This window comes from Escherichia sp. E4930 (assembly GCF_005845405.1).
Lineage (GTDB): Bacteria > Pseudomonadota > Gammaproteobacteria > Enterobacterales > Enterobacteriaceae > Escherichia.
Window position 1 is genome coordinate 134,652 of the sequence record NZ_VCDZ01000009.1, and the last position, 18,421, is coordinate 153,072.

The following is an 18,421-nucleotide window of genomic DNA, read 5'->3' on the forward strand; positions in this document are numbered from 1 at the left end:
GTAAAAATAATATTTCACAAGCTTAATGGTTTCTTAATACAAAGCCTGTACAACGTTAGGGTAACTTCAGAGGTCGTCGGTAATTTATGATGAACAGCACCAATAAACTAAGTGTTATTATCCCGTTATATAATGCGGGAGATGATTTCAACGCTTGCATGGAATCTTTAATTGCGCAAACCTGGACTGCTCTGGAAATTATTATTATTAACGATGGATCAACGGATAATTCTGTTGAAATAGCAAAGCATTACGCAGAAAAACATCCACATGTTCGCTTGCTGCATCAGGCGAATGCTGGCGCATCGGTGGCGCGTAATCGCGGGATCGAGGCAGCGACGGGCAAATATGTTGCTTTTGTCGATGCTGATGATGAAGTCTATCCCACCATGTATGAAACGCTGATGACTATGGCGTTAGAGGACGATCTCGACGTGGCGCAGTGCAACGCTGACTGGTGTTTTCGTGAAACGGGGGAAACCTGGCAATCCATTCCCACCGATCGCATACGCTCAACCGGCGTATTAACCGGCCCGGACTGGCTGCGGATGGGACTTTCTTCTCGCCGCTGGACTCACGTTGTCTGGATGGGTGTTTATCGCCGCGATGTTATTGTAAAAAATAACATTAAATTTATTGCCGGATTACATCATCAGGATATTGTCTGGACAACAGAATTTATGTTTAACGCGCTGCGTGCGCGATATACTGAGCAATCGTTATATAAATATTATCTGCATAATACGTCAGTGAGTCGGTTGAATAGACAAGGGAATAAAAACCTTAATTATCAACGTCACTATATTAAGATTACCCGCCTGCTGGAGAAATTAAATCGAAATTATGCCGACAAAATTACAATTTATCCGGAATTTCATCAGCAAATAACTTACGAAGCATTGCGTGTTTGCCATGCGGTGCGCAAAGAGCCGGATATTATTACTCGCCAACGGATGATTGCTGAGATATTTACTTCCGGCATGTATAAGCGCCTGATTACTAATGTCCGCAGCGTAAAGGTGGGTTATCAGGCATTACTGTGGTCTTTCCGCTTATGGCAATGGCGCGACAAAACACGATCGCACCATCGCATTACGCGTAGCGCCTTTAATTTGCGCTAGCGTTAAACTTCGCCGCTTCGGGCTGTTTGCCCCAGCCTTGCCACTGATGTTGAAAGTAAACGATCAGCGTGCTCTGGCTGATGCTTTCGCTTAATACTTCAAAGAAGCGATTCGCATAAACTGGCTCCAGCGGTTTTTTCGGTTTACACAGCTTCACGCCACGGAACGGATTACGCGGTGCGTCGGGCACAGTATTTTTCTGCGGTGTAGATGTATCGACCTGTGGTTCATTCAGCAAGCTGCTGGCTTTCACCAGCGTAATGTCTGGCGGCAGGTTATAAACCATTTGTTGCAATACGCGTACCGTTGAGGGATGTGGATGACCAATGGCGATGGTCGAACCGTTGCGACGCGCCAGGTCAATTGCACGATTAAACTGTACACGAATATCCGCTTCATTTTGCGAATCGTCGAGGAACACCTTCCGTTTAATAACCTTCACGCCAGTGCCTTGTGCGGCGCGCATCGCCTGGGTATTACCGATGGTTACGCTGTCGAGGAAGTAAAGATTGTAACGCGCCAGCGCCTGCATCACTTTCTGCATACCAAACAGGTTAGAGGTCATTTTGCTGCCCATGTGGTTGTTGATCCCCACGGCATAGGGCACGTTATTGACCGCACTACGAATAATGCGCTCAATTTCGTCGCTGCTCATCTCCGGGCGCAGCGTGTTTTTCTCCAGCGGCTGTTTACTCAACGGTGCCATTGGCAGATGGATCAACACTTCGTGACCGCTGTTATGCGCTTTGGTCGCCATCTCTCTGGCGTGCGGTGAGTCGGGTAATACCGCAACGGAGATAGCGGAGGGCATTGCCAGCACCTGGTTTTCGTTGTGCGGGCGATAACCAAAATCATCAATGACGATGGCTAGTTTGCCAGCAATTACGGGGGAGGAGAGCGCCAACAGCGCGGCAAATGCAAGAACGTTACGACGAAATGGAAACAAAACTTATCTTCCCAACCACGGCTGTGGATTGACCGCCTGACCCTGGCGGCGAATTTCGAAATAGAGTGAAGGCCGACCCTGACCGCCACTGCTGCCCACCAGTGCAATTGGCTGGCCCGCGCGAACCTGCGAACCAACGCTCACCAGTGCGCTCTGATTATAGCCGTAAAGACTCATATCGCCTTTACCGTGCTCAACCACCACTACCAGACCGTAGCCTTGCAGCCAGTCAGCCAGAATCACCCGACCGTCGGCAATCGCTTTAACTTCAGTACCTTCAGAAGCACCGATAACCATCCCTTTCCAGCGCAGTTCGCCTTGTAGCTGTTCGCCATAGCGATGCAGCGTTGGCCCGCGAACCGGCCAGAATGCCTGACCGCGCGGCGCGCCCAGACCACCGGTACGGGACATCAGCGATTTTTCGCTTTCAGTCGGTTTGTAGGTGGTGCCTTTACGCGTCGCTTCTTTCTGACGGTCGCGAACCGCCTGGGCTTCGCGCGCTTCACGTTCAGCACGCGCTTTCGCTGCCGCTTCTGCACGGGCAATGCTGTTACGCAGACGGGATTCGTTGGCACGCAGTTCACTTAGCTGCTGCTGACCTTGCTGGATGGAAGATTCCAGCCCCGCCAGCGTCTTTTTACGCTCGTTCAGTGCCTGAGTCAGTTTCGCCTGTTGGGCGCGCTGCTCATATAACAGCGTTTGTTGCTCGCTTTGTTTCTCTTCCAGTTCAGCACGCTGCATGGCGACTTCTTCACGCGTTTGCTTCAACTGGGCGATGGTTTCTTGTCGCGCCTGGTTGAGATAGCCGAAGTAAGCCTGCAATCGTTGACCGCGCTGGCTTTCTTCACCGCTGAGAATCAGCTGAATACCGGTATGTTCACCCTGACGAAACGCGGCATCCAGTTGCGCGGCGAGGCTGCGTTCCTGGGCGGCTTTTTGCTGCTCCAGTTTGGCAATCGACGCGTTCATCTCATCAATCTGTTTATTCAGTTGATTGAGCGTGTTTTGCGTTTCGCGCAGCTTGCGGGTGGCTTCGGAGATCGCCTCTTCCTGCTTTTTCAGCTGAGCAAGCAGGCTTGAGCGTTGTTGCTGCTGTTGGCGTACCGCGCGCTCTTTCGCGGCGATATCGGCCTGAATAGACTTGAGTTGGTCGCGGTCATCCGCGTGGGCGGAAAACGTGCACAACAATACGCCAGCGCTAAGAACGCTGGCGTAAATGATGGGCCTGACTGCAAACCTGCGCGGTTTCGTGGCCCGTGTCATGGTATTAATCGCCTTTCCCCTCATGGGGAGGGATTATTCCACGATGAACAGCGGCTTACCAGTCATCTCTTGCGGGATTTCCATCCCCATCAGCGACAACATGGTCGGTGCGATGTCAGAAAGTTTACCGCCTTCAACCGCTTTCACGTTCTTATCACCAACGTAAATCAGCGGAACTGGCAGGTTGGTGTGTGCCGTGTGTGCCTGACCCGTTGCCGGATCGCGCATCTGTTCAGCGTTACCGTGGTCAGCGGTGATCAGCAGTTGTCCACCCACGGACTCAACGGCTTTTGTCACTTCTTCAACACAGTGATCCAGCGCTTCTACCGCTTTAACCGCCGCTTCCATCACCCCGGTGTGACCTACCATGTCGCCGTTCGGATAGTTACAGATAATGGTGTCGTATTTGCCGCTCTTGATTGCCGCAACCAGTTTTTCGGTCAGCTCTGCGGAGCTCATTTCCGGCTGCAGGTCGTAGGTAGCGACTTTCGGCGAGTTGATCAGAATGCGGTCTTCGCCTTTGAACGACTCTTCTACACCACCGTTAAAGAAGAAAGTGACGTGAGCATATTTTTCAGTTTCGGAAATACGCAGCTGAGTTTTGTCGTTTTTCGCCATCCACTCGCCGAAGGTGTTAACCAGGGAAGCCGGTGGGTAAGCCACTGCGGTTTTGATGTCTGCGGCGTATTCGGTCAGCATCACGAAATCGACGTTAACCACTTTCTTACGCGCGAAGCCGTCGAAATCAGCGTTCACGAATGCACGAGTGATTTCACGCGCACGGTCAGCACGGAAGTTCATGAAAATCAGCGCGTCGCCGTCTTCCATTGCCGCGTCTGGCTGGCCTTCCGCACGGATAACGGTCGCTTTCACGAATTCATCGTTTTCGTCGCGAGCATACGCAGCTTGCAAACCAGCAACGGCGGTATCGGCCTGGAATTCACCCTGCGCCAGAGTCAGCAGGTCATAAGCTTTTTCAACGCGATCCCAACGGTTGTCGCGGTCCATTGCGTAGTAACGGCCAATGATGGACGCTACGCGGCCTTTACCCAGCGCGGCAAATTTCTCTTCGAATTTTTTCAGTGAGGATTCAGCACTGCGCGGCGGAGTGTCGCGACCGTCAAGGAATGCGTGCAGGTAGATTTTTTCTGCGCCGCGTTCAGCTGCCAGTTCTACCATCGCCATGATGTGATCTTCGTGGCTGTGTACGCCGCCTGCGGAGAGCAGACCCATAATGTGTACTGCTTTACCTGCGTTTTTCGCTTTATCTACCGCGCCAGTCAGCACTGGATTAGCAAAGAAAGCGCGATCTTTGATTTCAACATCCAGACGAGTCAGGTCCTGATACACGATGCGGCCGGCACCCAGGTTAACGTGGCCTACTTCGGAGTTACCCATCTGACGGTCAGGCAGACCGACTTCCAGACCGGAAGCGTCGATTAGGGTATGCGGACGATTGGCCCACAGTGCATCCATTACCGGGGTTTTAGCACTAAAAATGGCGTTATCCTGCTGTTCTTCGCGATAGCCATAGCCATCCAGAATCACCAGTACCATAGGTTTTTTAGAAACCGACATTGCGACAACCTCATACTCAAGAGTCAAAATTTGCGTAATTTTACTACAGCTGAATCGATAAAATAGCCTCTGAAGATCAAAATATACGACCGCTCGCGGCAAGCCGATGCCAGAATTGCGATTTTTTTTCGTAGCGCCCCGCAAAATTGCATTCCAGTTAACGCGCTGGCTGTATTTGCCGCACTGCGCAGGTATACTCCTTTCCTGGTTTTTTTAATCACTACGTCGGGAGTTGTTACCCCCCATGCAAGAAATTATGCAATTTGTTGGCCGTCATCCCATACTGAGTATCGCCTGGATCGCGTTACTGGTGGCGGTTCTTGTCACTACGTTTAAGAGCCTGACCTCGAAAGTGAAGGTGATTACTCGTGGTGAAGCTACGCGTCTGATCAACAAAGAAGACGCTGTGGTTGTGGATTTACGTCAGCGTGATGACTTCCGTAAAGGCCATATCGCAGGTTCTATCAATCTGTTGCCGAGCGAAATCAAAGCCAACAATGTTGGTGAGCTTGAGAAGCACAAAGACAAACCGGTTATCGTGGTAGACGGTTCTGGCATGCAGTGCCAGGAGCCTGCAAACGCGCTGACGAAAGCTGGTTTTGCGCAAGTATTCGTGCTGAAAGACGGCGTCGCTGGCTGGGCTGGCGAAAACTTGCCTCTGGTGCGCGGCAAATAATTTACCTGTCGTCTTTCATGATGCAGGCCGTTAGCTGCAATTATGCCCCCAGCGACTTATTGTTATAAGCTTCTGGGGACACTCTATTTTGCTGCCGCCCTGCAACATGAAATTTCAGGGTAAAAAACAGGAGCTAAGTTATGGCCAATGTTGAAATCTATACCAAAGAAACCTGCCCGTATTGCCATCGTGCAAAAGCACTGCTGAGCAGCAAGGGCGTGAGTTTTCAGGAGCTGCCGATCGATGGCAACGCCGCTAAGCGTGAAGAGATGATCAAACGCAGCGGTCGCACCACGGTTCCCCAGATTTTTATTGACGCACAGCACATTGGCGGCTGTGATGACTTGTATGCATTGGATGCACGTGGTGGACTGGATCCCCTGCTGAAATAACGTGTGAACGTTGGCATTACATTGCGCAGTATTTAAGGACAACACTTAAGGGTTTTCTACACATGTCAGAACAAAACAACACCGAAATGACTTTCCAGATCCAACGTATTTATACCAAGGATATTTCTTTCGAAGCGCCGAACGCGCCGCACGTTTTCCAGAAAGATTGGCAGCCAGAAGTTAAACTTGATCTGGATACGGCATCTTCTCAACTGGCAGATGACGTTTACGAAGTGGTACTGCGTGTTACCGTAACGGCATCCCTGGGCGAAGAAACTGCGTTCCTGTGTGAAGTTCAGCAGGGCGGTATTTTCTCCATCGCGGGTATCGAAGGCACCCAGCTGGCACATTGCCTGGGCGCATACTGCCCGAACATTCTGTTCCCGTATGCTCGTGAATGCATCACCAGCATGGTATCCCGCGGTACATTCCCGCAACTGAACCTTGCGCCGGTTAACTTCGATGCGCTGTTCATGAACTATTTGCAGCAGCAGGCTGGCGAAGGTACTGAAGAACATCAGGATGCCTGATGAACCAACGTAATGCTTCAATGACTGTGATCGGTGCCGGCTCGTACGGCACCGCTCTTGCCATCACCCTGGCAAGAAATGGCCACGAGGTTGTCCTCTGGGGCCATGACCCTGAACATATCGCAACGCTTGAACGCGACCGCTGTAACGCCGCGTTTCTCCCCGATGTGCCTTTTCCCGATACGCTCCATCTTGAAAGCGATCTCGCCACCGCGCTGGCAGCCAGCCGTAATATTCTTGTCGTCGTACCCAGCCATGTCTTTGGTGAAGTGCTGCGCCAGATTAAACCGCTGATGCGTTCTGATGCGCGTCTGGTGTGGGCGACTAAAGGTCTGGAAGCGGAAACCGGGCGTCTGTTACAGGACGTGGCGCGTGAGGCGTTAGGCGATCAAATTCCGCTAGCGGTTATCTCTGGCCCAACATTTGCGAAAGAACTGGCGGCAGGTTTACCGACGGCTATTTCGCTGGCCTCTACCGACCAGACCTTCGCCGATGATCTCCAGCAGTTGCTGCACTGTGGCAAAAGTTTCCGCGTTTACAGCAACCCGGATTTCATTGGCGTGCAGCTTGGCGGCGCGGTGAAAAACGTCATTGCCATTGGCGCGGGGATGTCCGACGGTATCGGTTTTGGCGCGAATGCACGAACGGCGCTAATTACCCGTGGCCTGGCTGAGATGTCGCGTCTTGGCGCGGCGCTGGGTGCCGATCCTGCCACCTTTATGGGCATGGCGGGGCTGGGCGATCTGGTGCTTACCTGTACCGACAACCAGTCGCGTAACCGCCGTTTTGGCATGATGCTCGGTCAGGGCATGGATGTACAAAGCGCGCAGGAGAAGATTGGTCAGGTGGTGGAAGGCTACCGCAATACGAAAGAAGTCCGCGAGTTGGCGCATCGCTTCGGCGTTGAAATGCCAATAACCGAGGAAATTTATCAAGTATTATATTGCGGAAAAAACGCGCGCGAGGCAGCATTGACTTTACTAGGTCGTGCACGCAAGGACGAGCGCAGCAGCCACTAAACCCAGGGAACCTTTGTTACCGCTATGACCCGGCCCGCGCAGAACGGGCCGGTCATTATCTCATCGTGTGGAGTAAGCAATGTCGTGTGAAGAACTGGAAATTGTCTGGAACAATATTAAAGCTGAAGCCAGAACGCTGGCGGACTGTGAGCCGATGCTGGCCAGTTTTTACCACGCGACGCTACTCAAGCACGAAAACCTTGGCAGTGCGCTGAGCTACATGCTGGCGAACAAGCTGTCATCGCCAATCATGCCTGCCATTGCTATCCGCGAAGTGGTGGAAGAAGCCTACGCCGCCGACCCGGAAATGATCGCCTCTGCGGCCTGTGATATTCAGGCGGTGCGTACCCGCGACCCGGCGGTGGATAAATACTCAACGCCGTTGTTATACCTGAAAGGTTTTCATGCCTTGCAGGCGTATCGCATCGGTCACTGGCTGTGGAATCAGGGCCGTCGCGCACTGGCTATTTTTCTGCAAAACCAGGTTTCTGTGACGTTCCAGGTCGATATTCACCCGGCAGCAAAAATTGGCCGTGGCATTATGCTCGACCATGCGACGGGCATTGTCGTTGGTGAAACGGCGGTGATTGAAAACGACGTGTCGATTCTGCAATCCGTCACCCTTGGCGGTACTGGGAAAACCAGCGGTGACCGTCACCCGAAAATTCGTGAAGGCGTGATGATTGGCGCGGGCGCGAAAATTCTCGGCAATATTGAAGTTGGGCGCGGCGCGAAGATTGGCGCAGGTTCCGTGGTGCTGCAACCGGTGCCGCCGCATACTACCGCCGCTGGCGTTCCGGCACGCATTGTCGGTAAACCAGACAGCGATAAGCCATCAATGGATATGGACCAGCATTTCAACGGTATTAACCATACGTTTGAGTATGGGGATGGGATCTGATGTCCTGTGATCGTGCCGGATGCGATGTAATCATCTATCCGGCCTACAGTAACTAATCTCTCAATACCGCACCCGGATACCCCAGCTGCCGCCAGGCTTCATACACCACTACCGAAACTGCATTGGACAGGTTCATACTGCGGCTGTCCGGCACCATTGGAATACGAATTTTTTGTTCAGCGGGCAGGGCATCAAGAATGCTCGCTGGCAGGCCGCGTGTTTCCGGGCCGAACATCAGATAATCGCCATCCTGATAGCTTACGGCGCTATGTGCGGGCGTACCTTTTGTAGTGAGAGCAAACAGGCGCTGGGGATTTTCTGCTTCGAGGAACGCGCTGTAGTCATGATGACGCGTAACGGCGGTAAATTCGTGGTAGTCCAGCCCTGCGCGGCGCAGGCGCTTATCGTCCCAGGCAAATCCCATCGGTTCGATGATATGCAGACGAAAGCCGGTGTTAGCGCAAAGACGGATGATGTTGCCAGTATTTGGCGGAATTTCTGGTTCGTAAAGTACGATGTTTAGCATACTGCCCCCTTAGTGCGGGGGCAGGATAGCAGAAAATTGGTGAGCCGTGCGGCCTTTTCCCCTCACCCCGGCCCTCTCCCCAGAGGGGCGAGGGGGATACGACTATGCCGCATTCCCTTTCGCCATCGGAGCCAGCGCCGCAGGCAACTCTTTACCCAGCCCCTGCACCAACGAATCTTGCGTAATTTCACTGATCGATTTCGCGCCCGTCAGCGTCATCGCCACTTTCATCTCTTTCTCAATCAGATTCAGCAGGTTAGCCACGCCCGCCTGGCCCGCTGTTGCCAGCGCATACAGGAAAGCACGACCCAGCAGTACGGTGTCGGCACCGAGCGCAATCATACGCACGACATCAAGCCCGTTACGAATGCCGCTATCTGCCAGAATGGCGATATCACCTTTCACCGCATCCGCAATAGCAGGCAGTGCGCGGGCAGAAGAGAGCACGCCATCTAACTGACGACCGCCGTGGTTAGAAACCACAATCCCGTCAGCGCCAAAACGTACCGCATCACGCGCATCTTCTGGGTCGAGGATCCCTTTGATCACCATCGGGCCATCCCAGAAATCGCGGATCCACTCAAGGTCTTTCCATGAGATGGACGGATCGAAGTTATTCCCCAGCCAGCCGATGTAATCTTCCAGTCCGGTCGGTTTGCCGAGATAAGCCGAGATATTACCTAAATCATGCGGACGACCATTCAGGCCCACATCCCACGCCCATTGTGGGTGAGTCACCGCCTGCAGGTAGCGGCGCATTGCGGCGTTCGGGCCGCTCATACCTGAATGCGCATCACGGTAGCGTGCGCCCGGTGTTGGCATATCCACGGTGAAAACCAGCGTCGAACACCCCGCGGCTTTTGCTCGTTCCAGTGCGTTACGCATAAAACCGCGATCGCGCAGTACGTAAAGCTGGAACCACATTGGGCGCTTGATGGCGGGTGCGACTTCCTCAATCGGGCAAACGGAAACCGTCGAGAGGGTAAACGGAATGCCATGCGCATCCGCCGCTTTTGCAGCCTGAACTTCGCCGCGTCGCGCATACATGCCGCACAAGCCCACTGGAGCCAGCGCTACTGGCATCGACAATTTCTCATTAAACAGCGTCGTTTCCAGACTTAAGTCGGACATGTTTTTCAGAATACGCTGGCGCAGCGCCACTTCTGATAAATCTTCCATGTTACGACGCAGGGTATATTCAGAATATGCGCCGCCATCCATATAGTGGAACAGGAACGGCGGCAGAATGCGTTGTGCTGCGGCGCGATAATCGCTGGCTGCAGAAATAATCATGCGTTTTTCTCCCTCGAATGCTCATTATGCTCACCGGGCAGGCGGGTAATACGTGCACGGCGCGCCTGATCTTCATCGAATCTTTTCATGGTGCTGTGGACAAAACTGAGATGCGCCATCATCGCTTTACGCGCCCCGTCGGCATCCCCGGCAAAAATGGCGTCAATGACTGCCTGATGCTGCTCGGTCAGTTGTGAAAAAACGGGCGGCACGAGATACATCCGTTGACGGCTTTGCATCACCGAGGATTGCAGAACATCAAAGAAACCACGCATGGTTTGTAGCAGCACGATGTTATGCGAGGCTTCGGCAATCGCCAGATGAAAACGAACGTCCGCTTGCGAAGCGAGGTCCGGGTCTTCGCTGAGCGTTGCTTCAAAACAAAGCTGAATCTTTTCTTTGTCGCCAGGCGTGGCACGCATTGCTGCATGCCATGCGGTGCTGGCTTCAATGGCGTAGCGGGCTTCCAGAATATCGAAACTGTAATCCGGATCATCGGCCATCAGCGTTTTCAGCGGCTGGACGATGTTTTGCTCCGACCACGCGTCATGACGCCAGCGTACAAATGTGCCACCACCGCGACGACTAAGAAGTACGCCTTCGCTCACCAGTTTTGCCAGCGCTTCGCGCAGTGAATTACGCGACACGCCGAGTTGCATCGCCAGTTGGCGTTCAGCGGGCAACTTCATGCCCGCCTCCAACTGTTTTTCATCAATCAGCGCCCGCACACGGGAGGCAACTTCGTCTGACAGGCGTCTGGGTGTAGCAATCATTAAGGAATCATCCACGTTAAGACGTAAGCCTGAAGCGTGGTGATCACGCCGACCATGCAGGTGAATATCAGGCTGTGTTTGACAGTAAAGCGGAACAGATCTGACTCTTTGCCTACCAGACCTACCGCCGCACAGGCGATGGCGATGGATTGCGGGGAGATCATCTTCCCGGTAACACCGCCGGTGGTATTGGCGGCAACCAGCAACAGGTCAGAGACGCCAATTTGTTGTGCGGCCGTGGCTTGCAGAGCGGCAAACAGAGCGTTAGATGACGTATCCGACCCGGTCAGGAATACCCCCAGCCAGCCGAGGAACGGCGAGAAGAAGGTGAATGCATGACCGGTGTGCGCCAGTGCCAGCGCCAGTGTTGACGACAGCCCGGAATAGTTCGAGATAAAGGCGAATGCCAGCACCATACCGATGGAGTAGATGGGCAGCGCCAGTTCTTTCAGCGTGCTGCCGAAGGTGCTGAGAGCGTCAGACGGTTTCATCTTCAGCCAGACAACCGAGAGCAGCGCAGCAAACAGAATGGCGGTACCGGTGGCAGAGAACCAGTCGAACTTAAACACGGCGGCGTAAGCGGTGGCTTCGCTGACCACAGGCGGCATACGAGCAACCAGTTTGTCGAGATACGGCACCGGAATGTTGATCACCCATTCATAAAGTGCGCCGCCCGAAGCGAAAAGTGCTTTAAACGGCGGGATACTCCAAAGTGTTACGGTGGCGGTCAGGAACAGGAACGGTGTCCAGGCACGCAGCACCTGACCCGCCGTGTAACCTGTGTGAGCCAGCGTCATATCAACCTGCGATGCACCCAGATCGCCGAAACGGAATACGCGCACTGGCTGCCAGCGTTTGAGGAACAGCGTCAGGCAGAGCAGTGATACCAGCGAAGAGATAATGTCCGGCAGTTCCGGCCCAATGAAGTTGGAGCTGAGATACTGTGCGATGGCAAATGAACCACCAGCAACCACGACCGCAGGCCACGTCTCTTTAATACCGCGCCAGCCGTCCATAATCGCCATGATCCAGAACAGGACGATAATGGTCATAAACGGTAGCTGACGACCCACCATCTGGCCGATCTCAAAGCTGTCGATGCCTGTTACCTGTCCGGCAACCAGAATTGGAATACCCATCGCACCAAATGCCACTGGCGCGGTGTTAACAATCAGGCACAGTCCGGCGGCGTACAGCGGTTTAAAGCCCAGGCCGACCAGCAATGCGGCGGTAATCGCCACTGGTGCGCCGAAACCCGCAGCCCCTTCGAGAAATGCGCCGAAACAGAAACCGACGATCAGCATTTGCAGACGCTGGTCTGGGGTTATCGAAAGAATCGACGAGCGGATAATGTCAAACTGTCCGGTTTTCACCGAGATCTTATAGACGAACACCGCCGCAATAATGATCCACGCGATTGGCCACAAACCATAGAAGAAGCCATAAACCACCGAGGCCAGCGCATTGGCGACCGGCATTTTATAGAACAGCAAAGCCACGGCCAGGGCGATTGCTACCGTCCAGGTGGCGGCGACATAGCCTTTGAGTTTGAGCTTAATCAGCGCAAAGAAGAAAAACAGGATGGGAAGCGATGCTATCAGGCTGGAAAGCCAGATATTCCCGGCGGGATCGTAGTTTTGTTGCCAGAGATTCATTGCAGGTCTCCTGGAGTCCACGCACATCGTGTAATGAGTCTGTTGCTCATCTCCTTGTCACACGTTGTGTAAAAGTGGCACTGCCAATTTTGTAGTGTAGGGATAATGACAACGAATAGTTAATTAAATGTTATTGATTGGCAATGTTAATGTGAGTTTTAATTGGGGAACTGTGAACCAGAGTTCAGATAAGCGAAGAATTGGTAGGGCCAATTTTTTGGTGAAGGGGGATGTCTGGTAAAGAAAAGGACAATCCTCATCAGAGAATTGCCCTTAGATTGTTGACCCGGAGCGCTTATCCGGCCTACGGATGGCGCGAGAATTTGTAGGCCTGATAAGACGCGCAAGCGTCGCATCAGGCAGTCGGCACTGTTGCCGGATGCGGCGTGAACGCCTTATCCGGCCTACAGGAATGTGCAGCATCCTCCTGTAGGCCTGATGCGCGTAACGCATCAGGCAATTTGGCGTTTACCCATTCGTTAATGGATGATTACCACTGAATACCGGCACCGAGTGCGGCGGAGTATTCACCCTGGCTATTGGTACTACCTTGCAATTTGTAGACCCAACGACCATTGGCGCTAACCATCGACACACCTAAAGCAACTGCCGATTCACCGTTGTAAGTACCGCCACCAATAGAGGCCATGCTGGCACCTGGAGTGTAAGCCTGCGGCAGACCGGTCATCGCCATTGCAGAAGCGATACCACCACTCAGCTTGCTTTCAGTTTTGGACAGTTTGTTATCCATCTCAACCATGCGCTGATCGGTGTATTGCTTCGTTTCCTGCACGCTTTGCTTCAACTGCGCGTAGTTCACCGCGTCGTTGTTGTTCACGCCAGCGGAAACGTTGCTGATACGAGTCGTACCGCCACTGCCACCACCGAGGGTAATGCTGCTGTAGTCAACAGAACCGTCAGATTTGGTGTCGTAGCGCACGCCACCCGCTTCAGAAGACTTCAACTGCGCAACGTTAACCGCGTCAGTCGCGTTTTTACCTGCGGCAACGTTAGTAATACGGCGTTGATTAGTGGAAGAACCGACAGAGATCGTATTTTCTTCGTTTGCCACGGAGCCTGTACCCAGAGCGACGCTGTTGTCAGCGGCTGCAATGGAACCAGAGCCAATTGCGACGCTATCTTTACCCTGCGCGTTAGCATCGACGCCATCGGTATTGGTCTTGAAGTACTTGGTGCTACCGGTGGTCACGATGTCGCCAATACCGTTTTCGATATTAGTAACGCGAGTATCCAGATTAGTGACCTGATTGTTCAGGTTAGTAATGCTCTGGGTATTCTGGGAAACCTGCGCGTCCGTTACTTTCAACTGACCCACGTTAACCGCATCAGTATCAGCCGAACCTGCTGCGACGTTGGTAATCTGACGTTGACCGTCTTCGCTGCCCACAGAGAATTCGCCCACAGAGTTCTGCGGTGCATCCATGTTGTAACCGGTGTAGCCAGTCTGCGCGCCACGGGTAGTCTGAGAACCATTACCCATCGCAATACTGTTGGCATGGTTTGCACTTGCGTTGCTACCGATAGCAATACCGTTGATCGCATCAGCCAGAACCAGAGTGTTCAGGCCGATACCAATACCCGCATTACCATTAACGATAGTTTTCGCGCCCATTGCCAGCGAGTCTTCACCTACTGCCAGTGAATCTTCTTCCGTTGAATTAGCGTGGAAGTATTTAGTCGGCGTGGTAGCGACTGCACCAATGGCATTCTGCAACTGGCGAACCGTAACGGCGTCATGGGCTTCGGAACCATCGGCTACGTTGATGATTTGACGGTACTTGCCATCATCACCAATCGACAATGCGCCGAGTAATTCACCGTCAGTGGTGTCGTAGCCAATCTCTACGCCATTTTCCGTTACGCTGGTGTTACGAGAACCTTTAACAATTACACGGTCGGAAACAGAGCTGCTACCCAGGGCGATACCCGTGTCAACTTCGCTGATGCTGTCCTGACCAATAGCTACACTGCTGGCACCAGAGGCAACAGCGTTATAGCCTACTGCGGTAGCACCAATACCAGAGGCGCTGGCGTCGTTGAACGCTAAGCCGTCGTCGTTGGTACGCACATAGTTAATACCTGCACCATTCTCTGCGATGTACGTCGTGTCGGTGTTTCCGGCAAGCTGATTGATGATTTGGCTATTCTGCTCGATCAGCAGGTTAGCGGCATTCAGTTGGGAACCGTTGACGGCGTCGGTGCTACCCGCTTCAATCAGACCATCAGCCACATTGGTGATTTTGCCGGCTTTGCCTTCATGGTTGGCGCTGTAGGCACCCGCAGCGTCATCCCACAGCAGGGCATTATCATCGAGCGCATCCAGAGCTGCACCGACGTTGTTGTAACTTCCACCCGCGATTGTATAAGTTGGCGCAGCGATAGAACCGTCAGCGTTAACTTCTGCGTTACCCCCCAGGGCATCAGCAATGTACTTATTGGTGTCGTAGAGTTGCGAACCGTTAATGGCATCGCTGCTGGTATTAGAAACTACACCATCTGCGACGTCAGTAATGACGCTGGCGGTGCCACCGTGTTTGGCGCTGAATTTATTGGCGGTAGTATCCCAGAGCAGAGCATCACCGAGCGAAGCGCTAAATGACGTGTTAATGGCTTCCAGTGCAGCACCGACGTTAGTGTAGGCCTTACCACCAATAGTGTAGGTTGGTCCGGTTAATTCGCCCGTATCGCTGATATCGGCACCACCGCCAAGATAGGTCGTAAAGGAATCAGCTAAACTATAAAGTTGTGAGCCATTAATGGCATCAGAACTGTTGGCTAAGATGTCACCATTTGCAACGTTGGTAATTTTGCTGGCGGTTTTGAGTGTTCCGTGTGCAGCACTGAATGCACCCGCTGCATCACTCCACAGCAGAGAGTCATCACCGAGACTGTCAACAGCGTCAGTCAGGTTGGTGATATTGGTGGTGTTAGTGGCGATATTGGTGGTATTCGTCGCCACGTTATCGTTGGTGGTTTTCAGCTGAGAGCCGTTAACGGCATCGGTGCTGTTAGCCGTCAGGTCACCGGCTTTGACGTTGGTGATTTTGCTGGTGGCATCAGTACCGTGCGCGGCGCTGAATGCTGTACCCTTCCAGAGAAGAGCATCATCCTTAAGGTCGCCAACGGAATCCGTCAGGTTGGTGATATTGGTGGTGTTAGTGGCGATATTGGTGGTATTCGTCGCCACGTTATCGTTGGTGGTTTTCAGCTGAGAGCCGTTAACGGCATCGGTACTGTTAGCCGTCAGGTCACCGGCTTTGACGTTGGTGATTTTGCTCTCTGCATCAGTGCCGTGTGCTGCGCTGAAGGCGTTTTTGGTATCATTCCAAAGCAAAGAGTCCTGCTTCAGGTCATACAATTGCGAGCCGTTAACCGCATCTTTACTGGTTTCTGAAATGACGCCATCTTTCACATTGATGATTTTGTTTTCTGCTACGGTACTGGCAATCGTACCATCGGCATTTTTGACAATATAACTGGCGCTGAAAGCCCCATTAGATGAGTCCCGGTGCAGGGTTTCATTGTCAAGGTACTGGAGTGCTTCACCAACGTTATTGAAATTCTTTTTCTTCAGTTGATAAGACATCCCCATTATTGTTCCGTTACTGGCTACATCTGCTCCGCCTCCCAGCCTGTCTGCTACCGAGCGGCTAATGGCGTAAAGCTGTGAACCGTTAATGGCTTCTTTACTGTCCGTTGAGATTGTACCTGCCGCCATATTGACGATGCGACGCTGTGCTGAACCAGAGCCTACCGACACTACGTTGTCTTCACCTGCTGTAGAGTTTGCACCAATCGCGACGGAATTATTCCCTCCTGCAGAGGATGAACTTCCCAATGCAAGACTGTTTGATCCATCCGCAGAACTTCCTGTCCCGATCGCAATAGCATTTGCGGTTGATGCGCTGCTGTTCTGGCCTAATGCGATGGTGTTTGTGTTTGATGCTTGCGCATTTTGCCCAAAGGCAAGAGCATTTGCCCCAGTAGCCGCTGCTGTATATCCCAGGGCAACAGAACCTTCACCTGTTGAATTACTGTTTGCACCTAATGCCAGACTGTTTTTGCCTCGAGCTTTCGCGTTAGTACCTACAGCCGTCGCATTTTCAGCGGCTTCGCTTTCTGCGCCAATCGTAATGGCATTCGCTGCACTGGCAAGTGATTGTCTGCCTAAAGCGAGGCTGTCTGTGCCGCTAGCTACACTGCTGCGTCCCAGGGCAATCGCGTTTTCTTCAGATGCGACGCTACTTGCTCCCAGCGCCATTGAATATTTTTTTGACGCATTGGCAGAGTCACCGAGGGCGATGCTCATAATCTCTGTAGCTTTAGTGGCATTTCCCAGTGCAATGGCTTTCTCGCCTGCCGCACTACTGCCTCTCCCCACTGCAATGGCATTCAAACCAGCAGCATTGGATTTATCCCCTTGCGCGATCGAATAATCACCACCCGAATTCGCATATCGCCCGAACGCTATCGAAAATCCCCCACCAGCATTTGACGATGCGCCCATAGCGATACTTCGTTGACCTGTTGAGACGGCATTAACGCCGAATGCCATTGAAGCATCGCCAATTGCATGGGTCATTGCGCCAATAGCAGAACTCCAGGCTCCTTCAGCGAAAGATTTATAACCTACAGCAGTACTGGCCCCATCGGCGCTTGTAAAGGCATTTGCCCGTGACTCCTGGCCTATAGTAACCCAGCCAGTTCCTGTTCCAACAGGTGTACCAGGTTCATTACCTGTTGCCAGCGCCCCAAACGACGACAACAACCCACCCGCAACCAGTGCAGAAATTAACAGCTTACTGCGCCCAGATTTCTTGCCACGGCTTTTTGCCGTTTCGCTGGCGACGTTGTAACTGCCCGTTGCCGGATTCCAGATAACTTTAAATATTTTGTTCATTATTGATGCTCTCTATTCCTTGATATAAGCGCAGAAGCTGCATTTATTTTTTGCTTTTTCGCTGCTGAGATGCAGCAGAGTGAAGGTCGTCGAACTGAAGATTTGCCATATTGATGGCGAGTTTCAGGTATTTCAAATTATTGGGTGATACGCCTTTCAGCGTCAGGTTAATGTCTTGCCATTGACCTGGTAATAATTTCAGTGAGGAGTTCATTGAAGTGCTGAAAAGTAATTGCTGCCATTTTGCTAAGTCTTTAGCGTCGGCAGGTTTTTCATTTCCCCACGTGGCATGGAAACCAATATTAGATACGGGAACGCTTAATAAGTTGACCAGTGAAATACGAATGACGCTGCCATTTTCCACGGCATCAATAGACAATATGCGTCCTGCTAAACCGACTGAGCCGTTATTTAAAATGAAGTATTGTGTTTGTGCTGGGTTAAATTCAGTGAAGACGAATTCATCCTGCTTGTCCTTGACTGATTTCACGACGCTGGCAAGCGTTTGGGTACTGGTTATGATGCTATTTTGTTGTTTTTCAAAAATTTCAATTTTACTTTTATATTGCTCTTGCTGCGTTTTTAGCGCGTCTATTTGACTTTGTTGCAACGCTTGCTGTTTGGCAAACTGGTCGATTGAGTTTACTTTTTCAATATAGTCACACCCCGTTAATGCGCAGAGTGATGATATTGTTAACATGCTTGATAGTGCTTTTCTTATGCTCATAGGATGAATTCCTTTTCATAATCCTGATGTGTTAATGACTACGATATAATTATTTTTTATATGAATGATTTAATGTTTCGCATTCACAATGAAAATGTAT

At 52.1% G+C, this 18,421-nt stretch carries 15 protein-coding genes; 6 read left to right on the top strand and 9 right to left on the bottom strand.

The annotated features are described in order from the left end of the window. Positions 1–86 precede the first annotated feature (86 nt). Positions 87–1,121, top strand: a complete 1,035-nt coding sequence (gene waaH, locus FFT88_RS13395; protein WP_135403696.1) for a UDP-glucuronate:LPS(HepIII) glycosyltransferase — start codon at positions 87–89, stop codon at positions 1,119–1,121. Here the strand turns inward: waaH and FFT88_RS13400 are convergent. Genes FFT88_RS13400 through gpmM form a run of 3 tightly spaced genes read right to left on the bottom strand, consistent with a single transcriptional unit; the run spans position 1,108 to position 4,908 of the window. Further along, positions 1,108–2,067 carry a divergent polysaccharide deacetylase family protein gene (locus FFT88_RS13400; protein WP_135403695.1) on the bottom strand — a complete coding sequence of 320 codons (960 nt, stop codon included), beginning with the start codon at positions 2,065–2,067 and terminating at the stop codon, positions 1,108–1,110. The two genes, waaH and FFT88_RS13400, sit on opposite strands and share 14 nt — an antisense overlap. A 3-nt stretch (positions 2,068–2,070) precedes the next feature. Further along, entirely contained in the window at positions 2,071–3,330 is a 1,260-nt protein-coding gene (envC, locus tag FFT88_RS13405; protein ID WP_001626259.1) for a murein hydrolase activator EnvC, read from the bottom strand. A 33-nt stretch (positions 3,331–3,363) separates the two neighbouring features. Beyond that, positions 3,364–4,908, bottom strand: coding sequence for a 2,3-bisphosphoglycerate-independent phosphoglycerate mutase (gene gpmM / locus FFT88_RS13410; RefSeq protein ID WP_064526112.1), 1,545 nt, complete (start codon positions 4,906–4,908; stop codon positions 3,364–3,366). Between the two features lie 244 nt (positions 4,909–5,152). Here gpmM and FFT88_RS13415 point away from each other — a divergent pair, with 244 nt between their 5' ends. The 5 genes from FFT88_RS13415 (at position 5,153) to cysE (ending at position 8,426) form a co-directional block, all read left to right on the top strand. After that, entirely contained in the window at positions 5,153–5,584 is a 432-nt protein-coding gene (locus tag FFT88_RS13415) for a rhodanese-like domain-containing protein (protein ID WP_130215194.1), read from the top strand. Between the two features lie 140 nt (positions 5,585–5,724). Beyond that, positions 5,725–5,976 carry a glutaredoxin 3 gene (grxC, locus tag FFT88_RS13420; protein WP_000024392.1) on the top strand — a complete coding sequence of 84 codons (252 nt, stop codon included), beginning with the start codon at positions 5,725–5,727 and terminating at the stop codon, positions 5,974–5,976. 62 nt (positions 5,977–6,038) lie between these two features. Next, the gene (secB, locus tag FFT88_RS13425; RefSeq protein WP_130206686.1) at positions 6,039–6,506 is read left to right on the top strand and encodes a protein-export chaperone SecB; all 468 of its coding nucleotides are present in this window, start codon (positions 6,039–6,041) and stop codon (positions 6,504–6,506) included. Next, entirely contained in the window at positions 6,506–7,525 is a 1,020-nt protein-coding gene (gpsA, locus tag FFT88_RS13430) for an NAD(P)H-dependent glycerol-3-phosphate dehydrogenase (RefSeq protein WP_112914747.1), read from the top strand. The genes secB and gpsA overlap by 1 nt, the downstream gene beginning before the upstream one ends. Positions 7,526–7,604: 79 nt before the next feature. Beyond that, positions 7,605–8,426 (top strand): serine O-acetyltransferase, encoded by an 822-nt coding sequence (cysE, locus tag FFT88_RS13435; protein ID WP_001277565.1) that lies wholly within the window; start codon positions 7,605–7,607, stop codon positions 8,424–8,426. 52 nt (positions 8,427–8,478) lie between these two features. On the opposite strand, the gene trmL is transcribed toward cysE, so the two are convergent. The 6 genes from trmL to FFT88_RS13465 form a co-directional block, all read right to left on the bottom strand. After that, on the bottom strand, positions 8,479–8,952 hold the full coding sequence (trmL, locus tag FFT88_RS13440) for a tRNA (uridine(34)/cytosine(34)/5-carboxymethylaminomethyluridine(34)-2'-O)-methyltransferase TrmL (protein ID WP_000932351.1): 474 nt from the start codon (positions 8,950–8,952) through the stop codon (positions 8,479–8,481). Between the two features lie 102 nt (positions 8,953–9,054). Further along, on the bottom strand, positions 9,055–10,245 hold the full coding sequence (lldD, locus tag FFT88_RS13445; RefSeq protein ID WP_130206682.1) for a quinone-dependent L-lactate dehydrogenase: 1,191 nt from the start codon (positions 10,243–10,245) through the stop codon (positions 9,055–9,057). Further along, entirely contained in the window at positions 10,242–11,018 is a 777-nt protein-coding gene (gene lldR, locus FFT88_RS13450; RefSeq protein WP_130261179.1) for a transcriptional regulator LldR, read from the bottom strand. The genes lldD and lldR overlap by 4 nt, the downstream gene beginning before the upstream one ends. Continuing rightward, positions 11,018–12,673 (bottom strand): L-lactate permease, encoded by a 1,656-nt coding sequence (lldP, locus tag FFT88_RS13455; RefSeq protein WP_130215198.1) that lies wholly within the window; start codon positions 12,671–12,673, stop codon positions 11,018–11,020. Before lldP ends, lldR begins: the two co-directional genes overlap by 1 nt. 490 nt (positions 12,674–13,163) lie before the next feature. Next, positions 13,164–17,594 carry a YadA-like family protein gene (locus tag FFT88_RS13460; RefSeq protein WP_135403694.1) on the bottom strand — a complete coding sequence of 1,477 codons (4,431 nt, stop codon included), beginning with the start codon at positions 17,592–17,594 and terminating at the stop codon, positions 13,164–13,166. A 43-nt stretch (positions 17,595–17,637) separates the two neighbouring features. Next, the gene (locus FFT88_RS13465; RefSeq protein ID WP_135403693.1) at positions 17,638–18,321 is read right to left on the bottom strand and encodes a DUF3251 domain-containing protein; all 684 of its coding nucleotides are present in this window, start codon (positions 18,319–18,321) and stop codon (positions 17,638–17,640) included. Between the last annotated feature and the right edge of the window lie 100 nt (positions 18,322–18,421).

Bases quoted from the DNA above. Each gene is read 5' to 3' on its own strand.
- waaH (WP_135403696.1), top strand. From the start codon at position 87: ATGATGAACAGCACCAATAAACTAAGTGTTATTATCCCGTTATATAAT.
- envC (WP_001626259.1), bottom strand. From the start codon at position 3,330: ATGACACGGGCCACGAAACCGCGCAGGTTTGCAGTCAGGCCCATCATT.
- gpmM (WP_064526112.1), bottom strand. From the start codon at position 4,908: ATGTCGGTTTCTAAAAAACCTATGGTACTGGTGATTCTGGATGGCTAT.
- FFT88_RS13415 (WP_130215194.1), top strand. From the start codon at position 5,153: ATGCAAGAAATTATGCAATTTGTTGGCCGTCATCCCATACTGAGTATC.
- grxC (WP_000024392.1), top strand. From the start codon at position 5,725: ATGGCCAATGTTGAAATCTATACCAAAGAAACCTGCCCGTATTGCCAT.
- secB (WP_130206686.1), top strand. From the start codon at position 6,039: ATGTCAGAACAAAACAACACCGAAATGACTTTCCAGATCCAACGTATT.
- gpsA (WP_112914747.1), top strand. From the start codon at position 6,506: ATGAACCAACGTAATGCTTCAATGACTGTGATCGGTGCCGGCTCGTAC.
- cysE (WP_001277565.1), top strand. From the start codon at position 7,605: ATGTCGTGTGAAGAACTGGAAATTGTCTGGAACAATATTAAAGCTGAA.
- trmL (WP_000932351.1), bottom strand. From the start codon at position 8,952: ATGCTAAACATCGTACTTTACGAACCAGAAATTCCGCCAAATACTGGC.
- lldD (WP_130206682.1), bottom strand. From the start codon at position 10,245: ATGATTATTTCTGCAGCCAGCGATTATCGCGCCGCAGCACAACGCATT.
- lldR (WP_130261179.1), bottom strand. From the start codon at position 11,018: ATGATTGCTACACCCAGACGCCTGTCAGACGAAGTTGCCTCCCGTGTG.
- lldP (WP_130215198.1), bottom strand. From the start codon at position 12,673: ATGAATCTCTGGCAACAAAACTACGATCCCGCCGGGAATATCTGGCTT.
- FFT88_RS13460 (WP_135403694.1), bottom strand. From the start codon at position 17,594: ATGAACAAAATATTTAAAGTTATCTGGAATCCGGCAACGGGCAGTTAC.
- FFT88_RS13465 (WP_135403693.1), bottom strand. From the start codon at position 18,321: ATGAGCATAAGAAAAGCACTATCAAGCATGTTAACAATATCATCACTC.